This is a genomic window from Streptomyces sp. R35, from assembly GCF_041053035.1.
Classification (GTDB): domain Bacteria; phylum Actinomycetota; class Actinomycetes; order Streptomycetales; family Streptomycetaceae; genus Streptomyces; species Streptomyces lutosisoli.
Genome location: NZ_CP163440.1, coordinates 3840072 through 3861214 on the forward strand (window position 1 = coordinate 3840072; position 21143 = coordinate 3861214).

A 21143-nucleotide genomic window follows, 5' to 3' on the forward strand; every position below is an offset into this window, starting at 1 on the left:
TTCAGTCTCTCGCCACGCTCAGCCCTCCGCCCACACCGACGACGGCCAGCGCCCCGTCCTGGTCCGTACGCAGCACCACCGCACCTGCGGCCCGCAACGCCGCGACCGTACTCGGCGCGGGATGCCCGTACGGGTTGTCCTTGCCGCACGAGATCAATGCGAGCCGCGGGGCCACCCTGCGTATGAGGTCCGGGTCCTGGTAGGCCGAGCCATGATGCGCGACCTTGAGAACGTCCACGGCTCCCAGCTCCTCCGCCGCCGGCGATCTCAACAGGGCCTGCTGGGCCGGGGGTTCGAGATCCCCGAGCAACAGCAGCCGCAGCCCCGCCGACCGTACGAGCAGGGCGACACTGGCGTCGTTCGGGCCGTCCGGCGTGGGGGCCGGGCTCGGTGGCGGCCACAGCACCCGCCAGTCGAGGCTTCCCGTGCGCCGCCGCTCCCCCGCCACGGCCCGGGTCACAGGGATGTGCCGTGCGGCCGCCTCCCTTCGTACGAACTCGGCCTGGTCCGGCGGCTCTTCGAAGCCGGTCGTCTCGATAGCGCCCACCGAACGCCCGCTCAGCACGCCCGGCAGCCCCGCCACATGGTCGGCGTGGAAGTGTGTCAGTACGACGAGCGGAATCCTGGTGACGCCGAGCGCGCTCAGGCAGCGGTCGACCAGCACCGGGTCGGGCCCGGCGTCCACCACCACCGCGGTGCCGTCGCCCGCCGCGAGCACCGTCGCGTCCCCCTGCCCCACGTCGCACATCGCGAACCGCCAGCCGGGCGGCGGCCACCCCGTGATCACCCTGGTGAGAGGCGGCGGCTGCACCACGACCAACAGGAACAGCAGCACGCAGGCGCCACTCAGCCACGGGTGTCTCAGCAGCCGTCGGCCGACGAGCACGACCACCGCCGTGACCAGAGCGAGCAACAGCGCTCCCGTCCACGTGCCCGGCCAGTCCACTCCCCCGCCGGGCAGAGCCGCGCCGGTACGCGCGATGCCGGCGATCCATCGGGCGGGCCAGCTCGCACACCACGCCAGGGCCTTGGCGACGGGAAGCGCCACCGAGGCCGTCGCCAGCGTCGCGAAGCCCAGCACCGTGGCCGGCGCGACCGCGAACTCCGCCAGCAGATTGCACGGCACCGCCACCAGGCTCACCCGAGCCGACAGGACGGCGACGACCGGTGCGCACAGGGCCTGCGCCGCAGCGGCCGCAGCGAGCGCCTCGGCCAGACGGGGCGGCACACGGCGCCTCTGGAGCGCCGTACTCCACTGCGGGGCGAGCGTGAGGAGGGCGCCGGTCGCCAGAACGGAGAGCAGGAAGCCGTAGCTGCGGGCCAGCCACGGGTCGTACAGCACCAGCAGCAGGACGGCCGTGGCCAGCGCGGGGATCAGCGATCTGCGGCGCCCGGTCGCGATGGCGAGCAGCGCGATCGATCCACAGGCCGCGGCCCGCAACACACTCGGGTCCGGTCGGCAGACGATCACGAAGGCGAGCGTGAGCACTCCACCGAGCAGTGCGGTCGCCCGCAGCGGAACACCGAGCCGCGGTGCGAGACCGCGCCGCTCGGCGCGCTGGGCGAGGCCCGGCGGCCCGATGAACAGGGCGAGCAAGATCGTGAAGTTGCCCCCGCTGACAGCCAGTAGGTGAGTGAGGTCGGTCGCCTTGAACGCGTCGTCCAACTCCGGTGTGACGCGTGAGGTGTCCCCCACGACCAGCCCCGGCAGCAGCGCCCGCGCGTCGGCCTCCAGCCCGTCGGTCGCCTCCCGCAGGCCCTCACGCAGCCGGCCGGCGAACCGCTGCGGCCCGGACGGCTCTCCCACCACCTCGGGCGACGCGCCGCCCCGCACGCGTAGGACGGCCGCGATGTCGTCCCCGCCCGACAGGGCCGGCACCAGCCGAGCCGGCACTCGCAACCTCGTGGACGGCAGCAGCGACAGCCAGGGCGAACCCTCGCCGGAAAGCCGAGGCGAGCCCCTTGGCGAGCGCGCGTCGACGATCACCAGCACCGGTGCACGCGTCGCGACGAACGTCCCGTCCGCCCGCGTCACCCGCCGGACCTCCGCGTCCAGCAGTACGGCCGTCGGAGCCATGTGATCCCCCTTGATCCGGGGCCGGGTGAGCCGTGGATCGGAGGTGATCTCCACCTCTGCGGTCACGTTGGCGAACTGCCGCGCCAGGGTGGGCACGGGCCCACGTCGCAGATCCGCCCCGTGCAAGCCCGCGGAGGCCGCAGCCGCGGCGACACAGAGCAGTACGGCGGCAACGGAGACCCTCGGCCACGAAAGCGACCGCCCTCCCCCGCGTCCCTCCGCGCCACGCGACCCTCTCCGCCCCGCCAGCAGCAGCGCACCACCCGCGACGGCGGATACCACCACCGCGCCCACGACCCACCCCTGCAGGGCGTCCATCGTCAGAGCCGCCGTCACCCAAGCCGCCAGAGCGGGCGGCACGAGCCGGAGATCCGCCGGTCCTTCCTCCTGGGGATGCGAGGCCCCCAGCCGCTTGCCCGAGGCGGCATGCACGGTCCGTCGGCTCGCGGCACCCGAGACACGCGCACGATCCGGCGCGGCAGCCTCCGGCCGCTCGGGCATTCCCGACGCGCCCGGCCACTCCGGCTCCCCCGACACTTCGGACTGCTCCGGATCATCCATCCGCTCGGGCCGCTCCAGCCGCTCCGACCCACTCATGGCCGCACCAGATTCCGCAGATCGGCGAACCGGCGATCCCCGATTCCATTCACCTCGCGGAGCTCGTCGACCGAGCGGAAGCCGCCGTGTTGGGTGCGGTAGTCGATGATGTGCTGGGCCAGGACGGGGCCGACGCCTGGGAGGCCGTCGAGCTGGTCCACGGTGGCCGTGTTGAGGGCGACCGGAGCCGAGGGTGCCGCACCGGCGGCGGATCCACCGGCGCCGACTGGGCCCGCACCGCCCGCGCCTGGTCCCACCGCGGACGCGGGAGCACCGACGACGATCTGTTCGCCGTCCACGAGAAGCCGCGCACGGTTGAGACCCTCGGTGTTCGTGCCGGGGCGCACCCCGCCCGCCGCGCGCAGGGCGTCCTCGACACGGGAACCGGTCGGCAGTCGCTGGAGCCCGGGGCTGCGCACCTTGCCACTGACGTCCACGACAATCGCTGTTCCGGCGGGACTCGGCGCTCCGGCCGAGGCATCCGGTCCCGCGTCCGACCGCTCCCCCTGTCCGGTCTTCGCCCCGTACGGAGCCGCCGCCCGCACCACCTCGGGGGCTCGGACCGACTGAGTCCTGCCGGCCCAGAAGTGCTGCATGGCGAAGACCGCGGCGACGACAAGCAGCACGGTCAGCGCGGCCACGTTCTTGCGCTCAAGACCACAGCTCGACTGCAGCCACAACGGCATCCGCTCCCGGACGGCGAGCCCGACCCGGTCCCGCCACGCCCCCGACTCCGCCGTACTTGAAGCGACGTCGACGTGGGCGGCGTGAGTTTCGTCGTGCGCGCCGACACGCACTCCACCGCGCGCTCCAGCGTCAGCAGCAGCACCCTCGTCCGGCGCAGCCGCACCCGCACCCGTGCGCGTGCTCGTCGCACCGCGGGCCACAGCCCCGCTTGCCCAGGAGTCATCAGAGCTCAACGACCCGTACGCCTGGGCCCCTTCGAGGTCCGACGTCCCGCGTACCCGGGAGCCACCACGGCCCAAGGCCTCGCGAACACGGTTGTCCAGTCCCCGCACATCGGCAACACCCACCCCCACCACGGTGGTCGCCTTGGGGCCGTCCCCCACATCCCGATCCTCCCCTGGCGGCCCGTTCCCCAACTCCCGCCGCTCTCCGGCCCTTTCGGCGAAGAGCGCCTCCGCGCGCATACGAAGGGCCTCGGCCGATGCCTCACGACGTCGGGTCCGGCTCCGCGGGTGGTGGTGACGGCGATGACGGCTGCGGCCGTCGGAGACAGGGCCACGACCCGGGCCGCTGGTCGGTGTGGCGGTGCGTGAGCGTGATCGAAGTGCCATGCGCCGAGGATCCGACACCCGGGCACTTTCGCGATGATCTTGCTCAATTCCGGTGGATTACTGCCCAGTTGTGGATAACTCCCTCACCCACACGTGTGGTGCGCGCTCTCACCGTGGTGAGACAACCGCCCCCAGCAGCCCAGGCCCCGTGTGCGCCCCGATCACCGCTCCGACCTCACTGACATGCAGATCGGCCAGCCCGGGCACCCGCGCCCGCAACCGGTCCGCGAGTGCCGAGGCCCGCTCGGGGGCGGCCAGATGATGGACGGCGATGTCGACCTGGGCGTCGCCCGCGCGCACGGCAACGATCTCCTCCAGCCGGGCGATCGCCTTGGACGCCGTCCGTACCTTCTCCAGGAGTTCGATGCGGCCGTCGTCCAGCTGCAGCAGTGGCTTCACCGCGAGCGCGGAGCCCAGCAGCGCCTGCGCGGCCCCGATCCGGCCGCCCCGGCGGAGATAGTCGAGGGTGTCGACGTAGAAGTACGCGAAGGTGCCCGCGGCCCGCTTCTCCGCGGCCGTGACCGCGTCGTCGATCGTGCCCCCCGCCTCCGCGGACTCGGCCGCGGCCAGCGCGCAGAACCCGAGGGCCATCGCGACCATCCCGGTGTCCACCACCCGCACCGGCACCGGCGCCTCCCGCGCCGCGAGCACCGCGGCGTCGTAGGTGCCCGAGAACTCGGACGACAGATGGAGGGAGACAATGCCGGTGGCGCCGGACTCGGCGACCTTGCGGTAGGTCGCGGCGAAGAGCTCGGGGCTGGGCCGGGACGTCGTGACCGGGCGCCGCTTCTGCAGCGCTTGGGCCAGGGAGCGGGCCGAGATCTCGGTGCCCTCTTCGAGCGCCTGGTCACCGAGGACCACGGTCAGGGGCACCGCTGTGATGCCGTGGCGCTCCATCGTCAGCGGCGGCAGGTAGGCCGTTGAATCGGTGACGATAGCGACATGGCGGGACATGAGCTGGAGGTTACCTGTCGGGGCGGGTGGGCGGCAGCCCGGCCCCTCCCACCTGCGGCTGGAGCGGCCGGATCAAGTCGTGCTCTCGGGGCGCGGCTTCTTCTGCCAGGGGTAGGCGGGGCGTCGGCCGGGCGGGGTGATCGCGGAGCGCGTCGGCTCCTCGGCCGTACGGGACTGCGGGGTCTCCGGCCAGGTCTGTCCGCCGGAGGTCGTCGCATCCGGTGCGGGTGCCTGGGGCCAAGGAGCTGCGGGCGAAGCGGGCTTCGGCTCCGTCGTCCAGTGCCGCAGCGCGCCGGCCTCCACGTCTATCTGGGCGCTCAGCGAGTCCAGGTCGTCGTCCGCGAAGCGGCGGGCCCTGTCGCGCGCGGCCCAGCGCAGCGAGTCCGCGGACTGTGTGATCCGCTCGGTGCGCTCGCGCAGTCCGGGCAGCCGCGAGGCGAGCGCGCCGCGGTCGGGCTCGGTCTCCAGGCGCTTGAGCTCGTCGTCCAGCTCACGCCCGTGCGCGCTGAGCCGCTCGAAGAGGCTCAGGGACTCCTTCAGCGACTCGTCCTCCGCCACGCCCGCGTGCAGCGCGTCCTGCGTGGCCCGCATCGACGTGCGCAGCTTGAGCCGGAGCTGGGCCAGCTCGCCCATCGGACCCGGCTGGGCGAAGGTCTTGGCACGCAGTGTCGTGTCCTCGACCGTGCGGCGCGCCTGCGAGATCGTACGGTCCACGCCTCGCTTGGCGGCGCCGACCACCTTCACCGTGGCATACGCGCCCAGCACCACGAACAGCAGAAAGAGCAGGGCGATCACTGCGATCACGGTTCCCACCACGCTCCTCCTCAGACCTGTCGCGACGGCTGCCGTCGCGCTCTTCAACGGTAAACGCTACGGGCAGGTTCGGAGTTCCAGAAGAACCCCGAACCTGCCCGTAGGGGACTACCCCGAGTCACTCGAACCCACCGGCTCCGACTCGGCGGAGAAGGCTACGCCGTAACGATGTTCACCAGCTTCGGCGCCCGCACGATCACCTTGCGGATCCCCGCGCCGCCCAGCGCCGCGACGACCTTCTCGTCGGCCAGCGCGACCTTCTCCAGCTCCTCGTCGGAGATCGACGGGGAGACCTCCAGGCGCGCCTTGACCTTGCCCTTGATCTGCACGACGCAGGTCACGGCCTCGTCCACGACGTACGCCGGGTCGGCGACCGGGAAGTCCTGGTGGACGACCGAGTCGGTGTGGCCCAGCTTGCGCCACAGCTCCTCGGCGATGTGCGGGGCCAGCGGCGCGACCAGCAGCACCAGGGCCTCGGCGACGCTTCGCGACACCGGGCCGCCCACCTTGGTCAGGTGGTTGTTCAGCTCGGTGACCTTGGCGATGGCGGTGTTGAACCGCATGCCCTCCAGGTCCTGGCGTACGCCGTCGATGGCCTTGTGCAGGGCACGCAGGGTGTCCTCGTCCGGCTCGGTGCCGACGACGGTGACCTCACCGGTCGCCTCGTCGACGACGTTGCGCCACAGCCGCTGCAGCAGCCGGAACTGGCCCACCACCGCGCGCGTGTCCCACGGCCGGGACACGTCCAGGGGACCCATCGCCATCTCGTACAGGCGCAGCGTGTCCGCCCCGTACTCGGCGCAGATCTCGTCCGGAGTGACGGCGTTCTTCAGGGACTTGCCCATCTTGCCCAGCAGCCGGGAGACCTTCTCGCCCTGGTAGTAGTACGCGCCGTCGCGCTCCTCCACCTCGGTGGCGGGCACCGCGATGCCACGGCTGTCGCGGTACACGAAGGCCTGGATCATGCCCTGGTTGAACAGCTTGTGGAACGGCTCGACCGAGGAGACATACCCCAGGTCGAACAGCACCTTGGACCAGAAGCGCGCGTACAGCAGGTGCAGCACGGCGTGCTCGGCGCCGCCGACGTACAGGTCGACGCCACCGTGCGGCTGGCCCTCGCGCGGGCCCATCCAGTACTGCTCGATGGCCGGGTCGACCAGCTTCTGGTCGTTGTGCGGGTCCAGATAGCGCAGCTCGTACCAGCAGGAACCGGCCCAGTTGGGCATGGTGTTGGTCTCGCGGCGGTACTTCTGCGGGCCGCGGCCGTCGCCCAGGTCCAGGGTGACGTTGACCCAGTCCTCGTTGCGGGACAGCGGGGTCTCCGGGGACGTGTTCGCGTCGTCCGGGTCGAAGGTGCGCGGCGAGTAGTCCTCGACCTCCGGCAGCTCCAGGGGCAGCATCGACTCGGGCAGCGCGTGGGCGACGCCGTCCTCGTCGTAGACGATCGGGAAGGGCTCGCCCCAGTAGCGCTGGCGGCTGAACAGCCAGTCGCGCAGCCGGAAGTTGACGGTGCCCTCGCCGATGCCCTTGCGCGCCAGCCACTCGGTGATGCGGGCCTTGGCGTCGACGACACCCAGGCCGTCCAGCGAGATGTCGTCGTTGGCGGAGTTGATGATCTTCGCGTCGTACGACCCGAAGGCGTTCTCCCACGTCGACGTGTCGGTGCCGCGGCCGTCGGTCGGCTCGACGATGCAGTGGATCGGCAGCTCGAAGGCGCGCGCGAACTCGAAGTCGCGCTGGTCGCCCGCCGGGACGGCCATGATCGCGCCGGTGCCGTAGCCCATCAGTACGTAGTCGGCGATGAAGACCGGGACCTGCTCGCCGTTGACCGGGTTGGTCGCGTACGCGCCGGTGAAGACGCCGGTCTTGTCCTTGGCCTCGGCCTGCCGCTCGACATCGGACTTCGAGGCGGCCTGCGCACGATAGGCGGCGACGGCCTCGGCCGGGGTCGCGTGCCCGCCCGTCCACACCTCGTGGGCGTCCTGGGGCCAGGCGGCCGGGGTGAACTTCTCGACCAGCGGGTGCTCGGGCGCCAGCACCATGTAGGTGGCGCCGAACAGGGTGTCCGGGCGCGTGGTGAAGACCGTGATCGCTTCGCCGTCGATCGGGAAGTCGACGCGGGCGCCCTCGGAGCGGCCGATCCAGTTGCGCTGCTGCAGCTTGATGGCCTCGGGCCAGTCCAGCGCGTCCAGGTCGTCCAGCAGCCGGTCGGCGTAGGCGGTGATGCGCATGTTCCACTGGCGCAGCTTGGCCTTGAAGACGGGGAAGTTGCCGCGCTCGGAACGGCCGTCGGCGGTGACCTCCTCATTGGCCAGTACGGTGCCCAGTCCGGGACACCAGTTGACGGGCGCGTCGGAGGCGTACGCCAGGCGGTACTCGCTCAGGACGTCGGCGCGCTCGGTGGCGCTCAGTTCGTTCCACGCGCGCGTGGTGCCGCCGACGGCCGGAACGGCACGCTCACCGCTCTCGAACTGGGCGACCAGCTCGGCGATCGGGCGGGCCTTCTTGGCCTCGTCGTCGTACCAGGAGTTGAAGATCTGCAGGAAGATCCACTGGGTCCACTTGTAGTACTCCGGGTCGATCGTGGCGAACGACCGGCGCTTGTCGTGGCCCAGGCCCAGCGCGCGCAGCTGGACCTTCATGTTCTCGATGTTGGCCTCGGTGGACACGCGCGGGTGCGTGCCCGTCTGCACGGCGTACTGCTCGGCGGGCAGACCGAAGGCGTCGAATCCCAGGGTGTGCAGGACGTTGTGTCCGGTCATCCGCTGGAACCGGGCGAATACATCGGTGGCGATGTAGCCCAGGGGGTGGCCGACGTGCAGGCCCGCACCGGAGGGGTACGGGAACATGTCCATGATGAACTTCTTGGGCTTGGCGACCAGCTCGGGGTCACCGGCCAGGTCACCGCTCGGGTTCGGCGCCTCGTACGTGCCCTCGGCGTCCCAGAAGTCCTGCCAGCGTGCCTCGATCTCAGCGGCCAGGACGGCCGTGTAGCGGTGCGGCGCGGCCACCTCGGAGGTGGCAGCGGTATTCGTCTCGCTCATGATCCTCAAAGCTCCATCGATCGTCTCTGCCAGCGGCTCAGAAATGAAAAATCCCCTCGCACAGGAGGGGACGCCGCGCCGATTCCGACCACGAATCGTCAGTGGTCGGGACTGATCAGCGCGGCTCACTAAGCAGAAGGCGTACGGCACGCATGGCGTCAGGGTACCGCAGCCCCCGCGCGCGTCGCGACGAGCTTCCGAGACCGCTCGGCACCCCGTGCCATCCCGCACGATCACCGCAAAACGCTGAACAATATTCAAATATTACTTCGCGTAACGGACTCTAAGGGACAACACAAAGACCTTGTTGCCCTTTGATAACAACGCAATAACTCAAACCTCGTACCCATCGGTATGGCTCGACTTAGAGTGCGGCTTCGGGACCGCTTCCCCGAACCGTTGGGAGTAACCCCCCATGAACCCTCGTCGCAACAACAGCTCGATACCCCGACCGGGCCGCTCTGCCTACGGGGCGCTGACGGCTGCCGCTCTGTTGCTCATACCCATGGTCGTGCTGGTCGGAGGCGACAGCCTGCGCGACTTCCTCAACTTCGGCGCCGGTGTGCTGTCGCTGGTCGCTCTCACCTGCTCCGTGGTGTGGGGCCTCGTCGCCACCGACCGGCTGTTCCTCGACACGCGTCAGCGGCTCGTCGCCCAGGCCGTGCACAGGACGACCGCGATCTCCTCGGTCGCCTTCCTCCTGCTGCACATCACGGTCAAGCTGGCCCTCGACCACACCACCCTGGTCGCCGCACTGATCCCCTTCGGGCTCGGCATCACGGGCACCAACGGACTCATCGGCTTCGGCTCCCTGGCCGGCCTGCTGATGATCTTCACGGCCATCACCGGCGCGCTGCGCAGCGCCTTCGCATCCCCCGCGCCGGTCGCGGCACGCTGGCGGGCCGTGCACATGCTGGCGTATCCGGCCTGGTGCTCGGCCCTGGTGCACGGCCTGTACGCGGGGCGCCCCGCGAAGACATACGTCACCGTGCTCTACAGCCTGTGCCTGGTCGCCGTGATGGCCGCCCTGGCCCTGCGCTCGGCCTCCGGCCCCTTCAAGCGCAAGGTCGCCGACCGGATCCTGGCGATCATCGGGGACAACAACAGCCCCGGCGCCCGCGCAGCCCGCGAGGACCTGGAGGCATCCCGTGCCGCCGCCGCGGAATCCCCGCTGCCGGGCTTCACCGCGCGCTCCGCGCAGCCCCAGTCCCGGGGGGACTCGTTCGTGCCCCCGCAGCGCTCGGGGTCCGCTTCGCCGCTCTACGAGGCCGCGCCCGACCCCGCCTCCACGGGCAGCATGCCCGGCTTCGCGGCCGCCTACCGGGCCACCTCCGGCGGGGCGCCCGGCGGGGACAACTTCGGGGCCACCCCCACCGAGCGCTTCCAGATGCCGCTGGACATGCAGCCCACGGAGTCCTTCCAGCGCGTCGACGGCAGCAGCCCCTCGGGCAGTTGGCCCATCCCCTCCCCGCCCCCCGTCGGCGAGGCGCCCCAATCGGCGTACGACCCCCTCAACGACACGGGATTCAACATCCCCCTCTATGACAATTCGGCCGCCAACGCCTACGGCACGAGTGACGTGTACGACACCGGTGAGACGAACCCCGCCTACGGCACGTACAACACCAACGACACGTACGACAGCGGTCCCACGACTGACGTACTGCCGGGCGCCTTCGACGCTCCTGGCTCCGGTGAACCATGGAACGCCCCTTCCGGAGGCTTTTAAGTGAACGAGGCCCTGCCCGACGTCCCGGAGGTCCGCGTCGTCGGACTTCCGCAGCTCACGTCGGGTTTCGACCTGGTTGAACGACTGGATCTCCCCATGCACCTCAAGGTGCACGGGCCGCTCGAACCGATGGGCGGCGAGCAGCTGGCAGGCCTCGCCGAGGCGATCTCCCTGAAGGGCCGCGGCGGCGCGGGCTTCCCGTTTGCCAAGAAGCTGCGTTCGGTCGCGGAGTCGGCCATCAAGAAGGGCATCCGCCCCGTGGTGGTCGTCAACGGAAGTGAGGACGAACCCGCCTGCCGCAAGGACACGGTGCTCATCAACCGTGCCCCGCACCTCATCCTGGACGGCGCCCTGCTGGCCGCGGAGGCCATGGGCGCGCGCACCCTTGTGATCGGTGTGACCCGCGAGTCCACCCAGCGGTCCATGGAAGCCGCGCTGGCAGAACGCGGGCTGAGCAACCGGCGCGGATCGGCCCTCCGCGCGCGCGTGCAGCGCAACCCGGTACGCATGGTGACCGGAGCGGCGGCTTCGCTGATCCGCTCCATCGACGGCGGCCCGGCGATCCCGCCCGGCCGCAAGATCAGCGCGTCACAGACCGGCGTCGGCGGCGCGCCCACGCTGCTGTCCAACGCCGAGACGTTCGCCCAGCTGGCCATCGCGGCGCGCATCGGGCCCGACCGCTATCGCAACACCGGCCTGTACGACGAGCCGGGCACCGTCATGCTCACCGTCTCCGGCGCGGTCGCCCGCCCCATGGTGATCGAGGTCCCGACCGGTGTGCCGCTGCGGTACGTACTCCAGCTGGCCGGCGCCCCGCCCATGCCGCAGGGTGTGCTGACCGGCGGCTACCACGGCAAGTGGCTGGACGCGGCGACGGTCAACGAGGCGATCGTCTCGCGCAACTCCCTGGACGCGGTGGGCGGTGCGCTCGGCGCGGGCGCGATCCTCCCGATCACCCAGCAGACGTGTCCGCTGGGTGAATCACTGCGGGTGGCGCAATGGCTGGCCGAGGAGAGTGCGGGCCAGTGCGGTCCCTGCTACCTCGGTCTGCCCGCCGCGGCGCGCGGCCTGGAGGACATCCTCAACGGCGGCGGCCCGGCCGCCCTGGAGGCCGTGAAGCAGGTCGCCAAGGCCGTGAAGCGGCGCGGCGCCTGCTCGCACCCGGACGGCTCGGCGATGTTCATCGAGTCGACCATCAAGGCGTTCACGGACGACCTGGCCGCGCATGTCCTCGGCAACGGCTGTGGAAGGCCCGTGGAGGGCGTTCTGCCGCTCTTCGAGGGCGGCCAGGCCCCGACGGGCATCCCGGGCGGCCAGGGGCAGCAGGAGGCCGGTCCCAGCCGTCAGAAGATCTACGTCGACTGGACGCTGTGCCGTGGCCATGGGCTGTGCGCGGACATCCTCCCCGAGGTCTTCGAACTGGGCGCCGACGGCTTCCCGACCGTCGCGCAGGCGCAGGTGCCCCGGTACGCGGAGGCGAAGGCCCTGCGCGCCGTGCGCCGCTGCCCGGCCCTCGCGCTGCGCATCGAGGAGGACACCCGGTCCTCCGCGCCGGCGCGCAACAACCTGCCGGTCCTGTCCCAGGGGCGCGGCCGCCGCGCGCTCGGCAGCGGCCGCTGAACACGAAGAAGCGGGCCACCCTGATCGGGTGGCCCGCTTTCAACGTCTGTGGAGCTAAGGAGAATTGAACTCCTGACCTCCTGCATGCCATGCAGGCGCTCTACCAACTGAGCTATAGCCCCTTGTGGCCATGCGGCGAAGCCGCATATCGACCGTGTCGCCCGGTTTCCCCGGCGGCGACGCCAACATTACACGGTCCCCCGGGTGCACCACCAAATCGTTTCCCTTCTGTACGGATTCGGGGGCTAGTGTCGGCCTTCGTGACCGTGATCGCGCTCTCCCGTGTCCGCCGCCGTGCGCCCGTCGCCCTGGGGGTGTGCCTGCTGTCGTTCGCGGCCTTCTGGTGCGCGCAGCGGGCCGCACACGTGTCGATGATCGACCTGATGGTGTACCGCGCGGAGGGTGAGACGGTCCGCGCGGGAGGTGACCTCTACGCGCTGCGCACGACCGAGGCCCATCTGCCCACCACGTACCCGCCGTTCGCGGCGCTGCTGTTCACACCGCTGACGCTGCTGGACACGGCGGGCATGCGCACACTGGCGACGGCCGGAAACCTGGCCCTTCTTGTGGCGTTCGTGACCCTCTCGCTGCGGCTCGTGGGCCACGCGCGCGTGGAGTGCGTCTGGTGGATCGCGGCGGCCGCCGTGTGGTGCGAACCGGTCTGGACGACACTGCGGTACGGCCAGGTCAATCTGCTGCTGGCCGTCCTGGTGCTGTGGGACCTGTCACGGCGGCCCGGACATCGCTGCGCCGGTGTGGGCATCGGGATCGCGGCGGCGATCAAGCTGACGCCCGCACTCTTCGTGGTGTTCCTACTGGCCACCGGTGTTGTGGAGCACACAAGGCGGGGCTCCGGAGGGCGGTGGCTGCGGCACGCGCGCGGGGCCGCCGTCGCGTTCGCCGGGGCGACGCTGCTGGCGGCCGCCGTCCTACCGCACGACTCCTGGCACTTCTGGACGCGCAGGGTCTTCGAGGCGGGCCGGGTCGGGCTCGCCGAGGACACCGCGAACCAGTCGCTGCGCGGCGTCCTGGCCCGGCTGCTGCACACCACGGAGCCCGGCACCCGGTGGATCGCGGCGGCGGCCCTGGCCGGCGCGGCGGGCCTGGCGGTCGCCGTGGCCGCCGAGCTGCGCGGGCGGCGGGACTGGGCGACGGTCGCCTGCGCGGTGACGGCGCTGCTGGTGAGTCCCGTGTCGTGGTCGCACCACTGGGTCTGGTGCGTGCCCATGGTCCTGGTCCTCGCTGCGACGAACCGGACGGCCGCCGTCTGCACCGCCCTGGCCTTCTGCACGTACGCGCTGTGGTGGGTGCCGCATGGGCCGGGCAGGCTCGAACTGCACCAGACGGGCGACGAGTTGACGTTGTCGGCCCTCTACGTGGCAGCCGGTTTCGCGTTCCTGACCCTGATCGGGGTCAGGCTGTGGCGAACGAGTAGAACCGCTTGAGCGTGCAGTGCTCGTCGAGGAGCCGCCCGTAGATCGGCTCGCCCTCCAGCTCGCGGTACGTCTCGATGGGGTCGCCTTTTATGATCAGCGCCCGCGCGCACTCCTCGCACCAGTACTGGTAGTCGTGGTTGACCGGTTCCATGTCGCGGACGATTGGCGTACCACTGCCGCACCAATCGCACTTCCGCCTGTGTGCACCCATCGATCAGCTCCAGCTGTGGCCGCAGGCCGTGCACACGTAGGAGATCCCACCGTTGTCACCGAGGACCTGGGCGACGTGGACCGATCCGCAGGAAGGGCAGTTGAGAAGAGTGGCTTTCTTCCGTTTCGGTGCCACTTCGAGGCGATCATGGACCTCCTCGAGGATGCTCGCAGGCATCGCTTCTCCCTCCCGTCGGGCCGCGCCCCCTTCCGGCCGTTTGATTCTGCCACGGCCGGAGCAATACGGTCAGCGACGCCTTCGTACCAGTCCGGACACGGCACCCAACATGGCCGTCGCGGCCAGCGCATACGTGCACGCGAGGAGCGCGTCCGCAGAGGTATACGCCCCGGGGGACCCAAGTGACTCAAGCCGGTTCAAGAAGAGTGTGCCGAAGGCCGCGACACCGACCAGCTGACCGAGCTGGGTGACCGTGACGAGCAGCCCGCTGGCATCCGCCGCGTCCTCGGGCCGCACCGTGGCCAGGGCCTTGGCGAGCGTGGGACTGAAACCGAGGGCGAGACCCGCGCCGACACCCGCGAACGCGACGTAGAGCCACAGGCCGCCGTCCCCTCCGTCCTTCAGTACGCGTCCGACGCCGGCCACCGAGACGGCGGCGATCATGAACCCGGCAGGTGTCAAGGCCCGTTGCCAAGCGGCGGGCCAGTTGCGCCAGGTCAGACCGACCAGGCCGAAGATCACCGCGGTCGGCGCGAAGGTGAGTCCCGCGCGCAGGGCGCTGTAGCCGAGGCCGCCTTGGACATGGAGCGTGAGCGCGAACAGGAATCCCGCGTTGACCGCCATCACGGCCAGCAGCCGGAAGACCGCGAGGCCTATACCGGGGTGGCGCAGCACCCTCGGCGCGATCAGCGGCGCCCCGCCCCGCCGGGCCAGCCGGGACTCGTACAGACAGAACGCGATGAAGAACACCGCGGCCGCACCCAGCGACAGCCAGGACCACAGCGGCCAGTCCTCCTCCTGCCCGAGCACGAGCGGCACGGTGAAGAGGGAGACGGCGGCGGCGAGCAGCACGAGCCCCGGCAGGTCGAGACCGCGCGAGCGCTCAAGGGCGTGTACGTCGTCCCGCGGCAGTACGCGGCTGCCGACGGCCAGGAGTACGAAGCCCACCGGCACGTTCACCAGGAACACCGGCCGCCAGCCGGTGCCGAACAGGTCGGCGCTGACCAGGACGCCGCCCAGCACCTGTCCGGCCGCGGCGCCGGTGGCGAGGACGGCCGAGTAGGCGCCGAGGGCGCGGGCCCGTGCCTCGCCGGTGAAGTTGCGCTGGATCAGGCTGAGCACCTGCGGGATCATCACGGCCGATCCGGCGCCCTGGACCAGCCGGAAGGCGATCAACTCCCCTGTTCCCCGGGCGAGTCCACAGGCCAGCGAGGCCGCGGTGAACAGCGCGAGGCCGGCCAGATAGACCCGGCGGTGGCCGAGCCGGTCACCCAGCCGCGCTCCGGTGATCAGCAGCACGGCGTACGAGATGGAGTATCCGGCGACCACCAGCTGCAGTCCGGCGCCGGACGCGTGGAGTTCGGAACCGATCGTGGGCACCGCGACGTTCACGATGAAGACGTCGAGCAATGCCATGAACTGGCCCGCGAGCACGACCGCGAGCAGCCGTCCGGGCCGATTGTCAGTGCCGGGGTCTTTACTGGTCTCAGGACTTGGACCGCGTGCGGGACCTGTTCCCGCGGGGGTTGTCGTCGTCATGCAATCGAGCGTGATGCCGGCCGGATACGGGTAACGAGAGCCCGCCGATGCTGGTACTGACAGCACCTGGCAGCGGACGGGTTCGGCACGCACGATGAGTGACGGGGGATGTGAAGCCGGTGAACAGGACGCAGCGTCGTCGGCCGGAGCTGACCGCTTTCCTGCGCAGCAGGCGGGCGCGGGTGACCCCCGCCGATGTGGGGATGCCACCGGGCTTACGACGCCGCACGCCGGGACTGCGCCGCGAGGAGGTCGCGCAGCTCTCCGGCGTAGGCGTCACCTGGTACACCTGGCTCGAGCAGGGGCGCCCGATCAACGCCTCGCCTCAGGTCCTGGACGCGGTGGCGCGCACGCTGCGGCTCGACCAGACCGAGCGCGAGCACCTGTATCACCTGGCCGAGGTGCCCTACGAGCCCGATTCCCAGCTCCCCGCGCAGACGGTGGACGAGGAGATCCAGGGCATCATCGACACCCTCGACCCGCGTCCGGCCGCGGTCTACAACTCGCGGTACGACATCCTTGCCACCAACCCCCCTTTCCGCGACCTGTTCTTCGTGCCGCAGACCCTCGGCATCGGCATTCCCAACGTGCTGTGGACGCTGTTCACCGTGCCCGAGCCCAACTGCCCCGTGGTGTTCCGGGACTCCGAACTGCCCTTGATGGTGGCGACGCTGCGGTCCTCGTACGGCAGACATGTCGGCGAGCCGGCCTGGGAGGAGTTCATACGCAGACTGTCGGCCGCCAGCCCGCACTTCGCCGAGCTGTGGGCGGGCGGGAACGTCCTGCCGCCGGGACCGCGTGTGAAGACGTTCCGGCACGAGGCGGCGGGCGAGATGCGGATGACCTCGGTGTCGCTGTCCGTCGACGGGATGGCGGAGTGCCGGATCGTGGCGTACACACCGGCCGATGAGGAGGCGAGACGGGCGCTGGCTCTTCTTCGGGACCGGCGGGAGCGGTTGTGGCCACCGACACATGCTCAGGCGGTCGCAGGGACACGAAAAATCCCGCTCCCCTGAGGGGAACGGGATCTTCACCACTGATCTTTGACAACTCAAGAGAGTCGATCTGTGGAGCTAAGGAGAATTGAACTCCTGACCTCCTGCATGCCATGCAGGCGCTCTACCAACTGAGCTATAGCCCCTTGCGTTCTTCCCGCCCTGCGGGGCGAACAAGAAGAACTTTAGCCTGCGACCAGCCGGAAAGTGAAATCCGGTCCCGCCGGGCCCGCGGGACCGGACAGGGGGCCGACCGGCGCCGCTCGGCACCGGCTCGGCACCGCTCAGTCGTCGTCGCCGAGCACCGGCTCCGGCAGAGTGCCGGCGTTGTGCTCCAGGAGTCGCCAGCCTCGGGCGCCCTCTCCGAGGACGGACCAGCAGCAGTTGGAGAGGCCACCGAGGCTCTCCCAGTGCTGGGACTCCAGGCCGAGAAGACGGCCGATGGTGGTGCGGATCGTGCCGCCGTGGCTGACGACCACGAGGGTGCCGTCCTCGGGGAGCTTGTCCGCGTGCCGCAACACCACGGGGGCGGCGCGGTCGGCGACCTCGGTCTCCAGTTCGCCCCCACCTCGGCGGACCGGCTCGCCGCGCTTCCAGGCGGAGTACTCGTCGCCGTACCGGGCGATGATCTCCTCGTGCGTCAGCCCCTGCCAGACGCCCGCGTAGGTCTCACGCAGGCCCTCGTCGTGGGTGACGTCGAGGTCGGTGAGGGCGGACAGCTCGGCGGCCGTGTTGGCGGCCCGCTTGAGGTCCGAGGCGACGATCGCGTTGGGCTTCAGCGAGGCGAGCAGCCGGGCGGAGCGGCGGGCCTGGCCCACGCCCGTCTCGGTGAGCTCGACGTCCGTGGAGCCCTGGAAGCGGCGCTCCACGTTCCAGGAGGTCTGGCCGTGCCGCCAGAGGATGACGCGGCGGCCCCGGCCCGGCTTCTTCCCGGCCTCGGCGGTCACCGCAGCTCCCCCAGTTCGGCGGAGTCCTCCTCGGCCTGGAGCTTGGCGTGCTCGGCGGCCTTGCCGCGGGTCGCCTTGGCGTCGGCGGGCAGCTCCAGCTCCGGGCAGTCCTTCCAGAGGCGCTCCAGGGCGTAGAAGACACGCTCCTCGCTGTGCTGCACGTGCACCACGATGTCGACGTAGTCGAGCAGCACCCAGCGGGCCTCGCGGTCGCCCTCGCGGCGCACCGGCTTGACGCCGAGCTCCTTGTTCAGCCGCTCCTCGATCTCGTCGACGATCGACTTGACCTGGCGGTCGTTGGGCGCGGACGCCAGCAGGAAGGCGTCGGTGATGGAGAGCACGTCGCTGACGTCGTAGGCGATGATGTCGTGCGCGAGCTTGTCGGCGGCCGCCTGTGCGGCGGCGGTGATGAGCTCGATGGAGCGGTCCGTGGCGGTCACTACGCGGCTTTCCGTCGGCGGTCAGTAATGACTCAAGGGTCTCACGGACCGCCGACGACACCCCACGCGTTTCCTCGGCCCCGTCCCGGGCGCCCCCAGGACGGGTCGTCGATCACCCCGGCGGGCCGCCCGTCACCCGGGGCGAGCCGTCGATCCGCCCCGGGACGTGGCATCCGTCACCCTGTCGAACCGCTGGTCACCTTGTAGTCCTGGCCGAGGACCACGGACACGTCCGCGTTCGAGGTGACCGTGCCCTTCTTCACCGAGCTGGTGGGCAGGCCCAGGGTCTTGGCGGCCTCGACGGCGTCGTTCTTCTTGGCGGCGTCGGCGTAGGTGATCTGGGACACGCTCTGGGCGGTGCCGGCCGTACCGGAGTCGAGGAAGGTGTAGCCGCCGTTGACCAGGACGACGCGGGCCTGCTCGGTGGCGGCCTTGTTGCCGGTGGCGTTCTTGATCCCGACGCGGACGGCAGCGCTGGCGTCGGGGCTCTTCGCAGTACCGCCGAGCACGTCCTTGATCACGCTGTTGCTGGCGCTCTCGCTCAGGGTGCCGTCCTGCTGAACGGGCAGCAGCGCGGTCTTGTAGTCGCCGCCCTTGGCAAGGTCGGCCAGCTTGGCGAGGAAGGCGCCGAGGTCCTGGTCGGTCAGCGACGGGTCGAGGATCTGCGCCAGGGTCTGCACGGTGGTGGTCGCGGCCTGCTTGTCGGAGGACAGCTTGCGCAGCACGCCCTGCATGACCTGACCGAACCGCTCCAGCTGCGCGTTCTGGGCCTCGCCGGAGGCCCGGTAGGTGGCGTAGGCGACGGCCATCTTGCCGCTGAGGGTCTGGTCCTCACCCTTCTTCACGAGGGGCGAATCGCCCTTCTTCTTGGAATCGGGGTCCGGCACATTGGCGTTGGTGGTGACGTCGATGTTGCCGACGAGTTCGACGAGGTTGTTCAGGTAGGGGGTGTCGAGGCGCCAGGTGCCCTGGATGTTGGTCCCGAGCACCGTGTCGATCGAGTCCTGGGTCCCCGAGGAGCCGTCGTCGTCGACGGACTTGGCGAGCGTGGTCGTCGAGCCGCTGTCGTCCGCCAGGGCAAGGGAGTTGGGCAGCAGCACGGTGGTGCCCTGCTTGGTGGTGGTGTTGTCGACGAGCAGCGCCGTGGAGGTGCCGCCGCCCTTCGTGTTGTGCAGGTGGACGACGATCACGTCGCGGTTCTGGGCGCCCACGGCGGTCTTCGTACCGGACTTGCTCGCCGAGGCCGTTCCGGGCAGCTTGCCCGCGTACCAGAGGTAGCCGGCGCCGCCGACCGCGACCAGGGCTAGCACCACGACCAGGGCGACGATCCGGCTGCGGGCGCGGCGCCTGGCCTCCTCACGGCGCTCGGTGCGGTTCTCGGTGAACTTCAGCCAGTCGATGACGTCTTCGGAGTCGGCCTCCTGCTCCTCGACGAAGGCGAACTGCTCGGTGCGGTAGTCGCGGTCGGCCCGGGGCTGACCGGAGCGGGGTTCACCGTCCTCGGCGGGCCCGGCCTGCTGCGGGATGTAGGCGGTCCGCCCGGCGACTCGGGGCTGCTGACCGGTACTCGCGGCACCGGCCGTGCCCGCGGTCTGCCCGTAGGGGTCGTACCCGGTCGAGGTGGTCCCGGCTGCTCCGGGCGCGCCCGCGCCGTACGGGTCGTAGGAGGGGACCTGCGGCTGCTGACCGGTGTCATAGGGCGACACGGTTCGCTGCTGACCGGTGTCATACGGCGACACAGGAGGCTGCTGGCCCGTGTCGTACGGCTGGACAGGCTGCTGCTGGCCGGTGGCGTACGGGTCGTAGCCGTAGCCCTGCTGCTGGGCGCCGTAGGGGTCGTAGCCCTGGGCAGGCTGCTGCGGCACCTGTCGGTACACAGGCTGCCCGAACTCGTCGTAGCCGACGAGTTCGTACTGATCGCCGCCCGCGTATCCGTCGTATCGGTCGTTCACCGGTGCCCCTCTCGGCTCACTCGCCGCGGTACAGCTCGCGCTTATCGATGTAGCGCACCACACCGTCCGGCACCAGATACCAGACAGGATCGCCCTTGGCGACTCTCGCACGGCAGTCTGTGGACGAGATGGCGAGCGCGGGGACCTCGACGAGCGAGACACCGCCCTCGGGAAGCCCCGGGTCGGTCAGTGTGTGGCCGGGCCGGGTGACTCCGATGAAGTGCGCGAGGGAGAACAGTTCTTCCGTGTACCGCCAGGTGAGGATCTGGCCGAGCGCGTCGGCGCCCGTGATGAAGAAGAGGTCGGCGTCGGGATTGAGCGCCTTCAGGTCGCGCAGGGTGTCCGTGGTGTAGGTCGGGCCGCCGCGGTCGATGTCGATGCGGCTCACCGAGAACTGGGGGTTCTCGGCGGTCGCGATGACCGTCATCAGATAGCGGTCCTCGGCCGGGGTGACCTTGCGGTCGGTCTTCTGCCACGGCTGCCCGGTCGGCACGAACACCACCTCGTCGAGGTGGAACTGCGCGGCGACCTCGCTGGCCGCCACGAGGTGCCCGTGGTGGATCGGGTCGAACGTTCCGCCCATGACGCCGAGGCGGCGCTTGCCCGGATTCGAGGGGCCGTTGCCGGGGCCGGTCGTCAGCCGCCGCACCGCGCCACCGTCGGCCGCGCCACTCGCACCACCGTTGGCCACGCCGCTGGCGACACCCGTGGCGGCGCCGGCGGCGCCGCTCTCCGTGTCATTCGCCGGACCGGTAGGCATGTCGTGCTCTCCCATGCGTGCAGACCCTACCGGCCCGGTCTACGGGCCCCGGCCGACAGGGGCCCTGAGCGGGCCCGGTGGGGCTCAGCGGTCGCGGTTGAAGCGCGTGGTGATCCACAGCAGCAGAAGCAGGATGAAGAGGGCGCCGCCGCCGGTCAGGAACGGGCTGAGGCTCTCGTGGTTGCCGCCGTTCTCGCCCTCGGCAGCGACGGTGACCAACTGTGCAGCGGTGCTGTGGAAGCTCATCTCGGCAGGACCTATCCGGTGTGGGCGGGATAAAGACGTCGGCCCATCGTATGCGGGTGCCTCGGCCGCGATCACGCCGACTCCACCGTTGGGGACGCCGGTTGCCGTGACCCCCTTCGCCGACGGGACGCTCAGTTGTCGTCGCGCTTGTACCCACGCAGCAGGAACCAGGCGGTCAGGACCACCCCGACGACCATCACGATCAGCACGACGCGGAGCAGAGTGCCCGGGCCCTGCTTGTCTGCCGCGCTCGCGGCCTCGGTGAGCCAGGCGGCTGCGGGGATGTGCTCCATGGCGTACGACTCCTT

17 protein-coding genes and 2 tRNA genes are annotated in these 21143 nt (G+C 70.6%); 4 read left to right on the plus strand and 15 right to left on the minus strand.

Features of this window, described 5'->3' with window-relative positions; genetic code table 11:
- Position 1: 1 nt before the first annotated feature.
- From AB5J50_RS17625 to leuS, 5 genes are all read right to left on the minus strand, one after another.
- Entirely contained in the window at positions 2-2509 is a 2508-nt protein-coding gene (locus tag AB5J50_RS17625; protein WP_369265426.1) for a ComEC/Rec2 family competence protein, read from the minus strand.
- 161 nt (positions 2510-2670) lie between these two features.
- Positions 2671-3594: a helix-hairpin-helix domain-containing protein gene (locus AB5J50_RS17630; RefSeq protein ID WP_369265427.1), complete on the minus strand. Its 924-nt coding sequence runs from the start codon at positions 3592-3594 to the stop codon at positions 2671-2673.
- Between the two features lie 486 nt (positions 3595-4080).
- Positions 4081-4926, minus strand: a complete 846-nt coding sequence (locus AB5J50_RS17635) for a DegV family protein (RefSeq protein ID WP_327428651.1) — start codon at positions 4924-4926, stop codon at positions 4081-4083.
- A gap of 72 nt (positions 4927-4998) precedes the next feature.
- The gene (locus AB5J50_RS17640) at positions 4999-5739 is read right to left on the minus strand and encodes a hypothetical protein (RefSeq protein WP_369259154.1); all 741 of its coding nucleotides are present in this window, start codon (positions 5737-5739) and stop codon (positions 4999-5001) included.
- A gap of 155 nt (positions 5740-5894) precedes the next feature.
- Positions 5895-8783, minus strand: coding sequence for a leucine--tRNA ligase (gene leuS / locus AB5J50_RS17645; RefSeq protein ID WP_369259156.1), 2889 nt, complete (start codon positions 8781-8783; stop codon positions 5895-5897).
- Positions 8784-9198: 415 nt separating this feature from the next.
- On the opposite strand from leuS, the gene AB5J50_RS17650 reads away from it, so the two are divergent.
- Both AB5J50_RS17650 and AB5J50_RS17655 read left to right on the plus strand, forming a co-directional pair.
- A complete protein-coding gene (locus tag AB5J50_RS17650) occupies positions 9199-10512 on the plus strand; it encodes a cytochrome b/b6 domain-containing protein (protein ID WP_369259158.1) in 1314 nt (437 codons plus the stop codon).
- Positions 10513-12132 carry an NADH-ubiquinone oxidoreductase-F iron-sulfur binding region domain-containing protein gene (locus AB5J50_RS17655; RefSeq protein ID WP_327428655.1) on the plus strand — a complete coding sequence of 540 codons (1620 nt, stop codon included), beginning with the start codon at positions 10513-10515 and terminating at the stop codon, positions 12130-12132.
- Positions 12133-12181: 49 nt separating this feature from the next.
- Here the strand turns inward: AB5J50_RS17655 and AB5J50_RS17660 are convergent.
- Positions 12182-12254, minus strand: a tRNA-Ala gene (locus AB5J50_RS17660).
- A gap of 138 nt (positions 12255-12392) precedes the next feature.
- On the opposite strand from AB5J50_RS17660, the gene AB5J50_RS17665 reads away from it, so the two are divergent.
- Positions 12393-13577 (plus strand): glycosyltransferase 87 family protein, encoded by a 1185-nt coding sequence (locus AB5J50_RS17665; RefSeq protein WP_369259160.1) that lies wholly within the window; start codon positions 12393-12395, stop codon positions 13575-13577.
- Here AB5J50_RS17665 and AB5J50_RS17670 read toward each other — a convergent pair.
- The gene (locus AB5J50_RS17670) at positions 13546-13779 is read right to left on the minus strand and encodes a hypothetical protein (RefSeq protein ID WP_010986886.1); all 234 of its coding nucleotides are present in this window, start codon (positions 13777-13779) and stop codon (positions 13546-13548) included. The two genes, AB5J50_RS17665 and AB5J50_RS17670, sit on opposite strands and share 32 nt — an antisense overlap.
- Positions 13780-14025: 246 nt before the next feature.
- Positions 14026-15390 (minus strand): MFS transporter, encoded by a 1365-nt coding sequence (locus AB5J50_RS17675; RefSeq protein ID WP_369265428.1) that lies wholly within the window; start codon positions 15388-15390, stop codon positions 14026-14028.
- 224 nt (positions 15391-15614) lie between these two features.
- Here AB5J50_RS17675 and AB5J50_RS17680 point away from each other — a divergent pair, with 224 nt between their 5' ends.
- Positions 15615-16511, plus strand: coding sequence for a helix-turn-helix transcriptional regulator (locus AB5J50_RS17680; protein ID WP_369259162.1), 897 nt, complete (start codon positions 15615-15617; stop codon positions 16509-16511).
- Positions 16512-16563: 52 nt separating this feature from the next.
- On the opposite strand, the gene AB5J50_RS17685 is transcribed toward AB5J50_RS17680, so the two are convergent.
- The 7 genes from AB5J50_RS17685 to AB5J50_RS17715 all read right to left on the minus strand — a co-directional run bounded on the left by AB5J50_RS17685 (position 16564) and on the right by AB5J50_RS17715 (position 21128).
- Positions 16564-16636: transfer RNA gene (locus AB5J50_RS17685), tRNA-Ala, on the minus strand.
- Positions 16637-16774: 138 nt separating this feature from the next.
- Positions 16775-17437, minus strand: coding sequence for a histidine phosphatase family protein (locus tag AB5J50_RS17690; protein WP_369259164.1), 663 nt, complete (start codon positions 17435-17437; stop codon positions 16775-16777).
- Positions 17434-17877 carry a ribosome silencing factor gene (gene rsfS, locus AB5J50_RS17695; RefSeq protein WP_327428659.1) on the minus strand — a complete coding sequence of 148 codons (444 nt, stop codon included), beginning with the start codon at positions 17875-17877 and terminating at the stop codon, positions 17434-17436. The genes AB5J50_RS17690 and rsfS overlap by 4 nt, the downstream gene beginning before the upstream one ends.
- 176 nt (positions 17878-18053) lie before the next feature.
- Entirely contained in the window at positions 18054-19829 is a 1776-nt protein-coding gene (locus AB5J50_RS17700; RefSeq protein ID WP_369259167.1) for a LytR C-terminal domain-containing protein, read from the minus strand.
- Between the two features lie 16 nt (positions 19830-19845).
- Positions 19846-20604 carry a nicotinate-nucleotide adenylyltransferase gene (gene nadD, locus AB5J50_RS17705; protein ID WP_369259169.1) on the minus strand — a complete coding sequence of 253 codons (759 nt, stop codon included), beginning with the start codon at positions 20602-20604 and terminating at the stop codon, positions 19846-19848.
- 69 nt (positions 20605-20673) lie between these two features.
- Positions 20674-20835 carry a hypothetical protein gene (locus AB5J50_RS17710; protein WP_327428662.1) on the minus strand — a complete coding sequence of 54 codons (162 nt, stop codon included), beginning with the start codon at positions 20833-20835 and terminating at the stop codon, positions 20674-20676.
- Positions 20836-20966: 131 nt separating this feature from the next.
- Complete coding sequence (locus AB5J50_RS17715; RefSeq protein ID WP_369259171.1) at positions 20967-21128, minus strand: hypothetical protein; 162 nt, start codon at positions 21126-21128, stop codon at positions 20967-20969.
- Positions 21129-21143 lie beyond the last annotated feature (15 nt).

Excerpts from the sequence above, each read along its gene's own strand:
- leuS (WP_369259156.1), bottom strand. The coding sequence starts at position 8,783 with ATGAGCGAGACGAATACCGCTGCCACCTCCGAGGTGGCCGCGCCGCAC.
- AB5J50_RS17715 (WP_369259171.1), bottom strand. The coding sequence starts at position 21,128 with ATGGAGCACATCCCCGCAGCCGCCTGGCTCACCGAGGCCGCGAGCGCG.
- AB5J50_RS17710 (WP_327428662.1), bottom strand. The coding sequence starts at position 20,835 with ATGAGCTTCCACAGCACCGCTGCACAGTTGGTCACCGTCGCTGCCGAG.
- AB5J50_RS17635 (WP_327428651.1), bottom strand. The coding sequence starts at position 4,926 with ATGTCCCGCCATGTCGCTATCGTCACCGATTCAACGGCCTACCTGCCG.
- AB5J50_RS17650 (WP_369259158.1), top strand. The coding sequence starts at position 9,199 with ATGAACCCTCGTCGCAACAACAGCTCGATACCCCGACCGGGCCGCTCT.
- nadD (WP_369259169.1), bottom strand. The coding sequence starts at position 20,604 with ATGGGAGAGCACGACATGCCTACCGGTCCGGCGAATGACACGGAGAGC.
- AB5J50_RS17670 (WP_010986886.1), bottom strand. The coding sequence starts at position 13,779 with ATGGGTGCACACAGGCGGAAGTGCGATTGGTGCGGCAGTGGTACGCCA.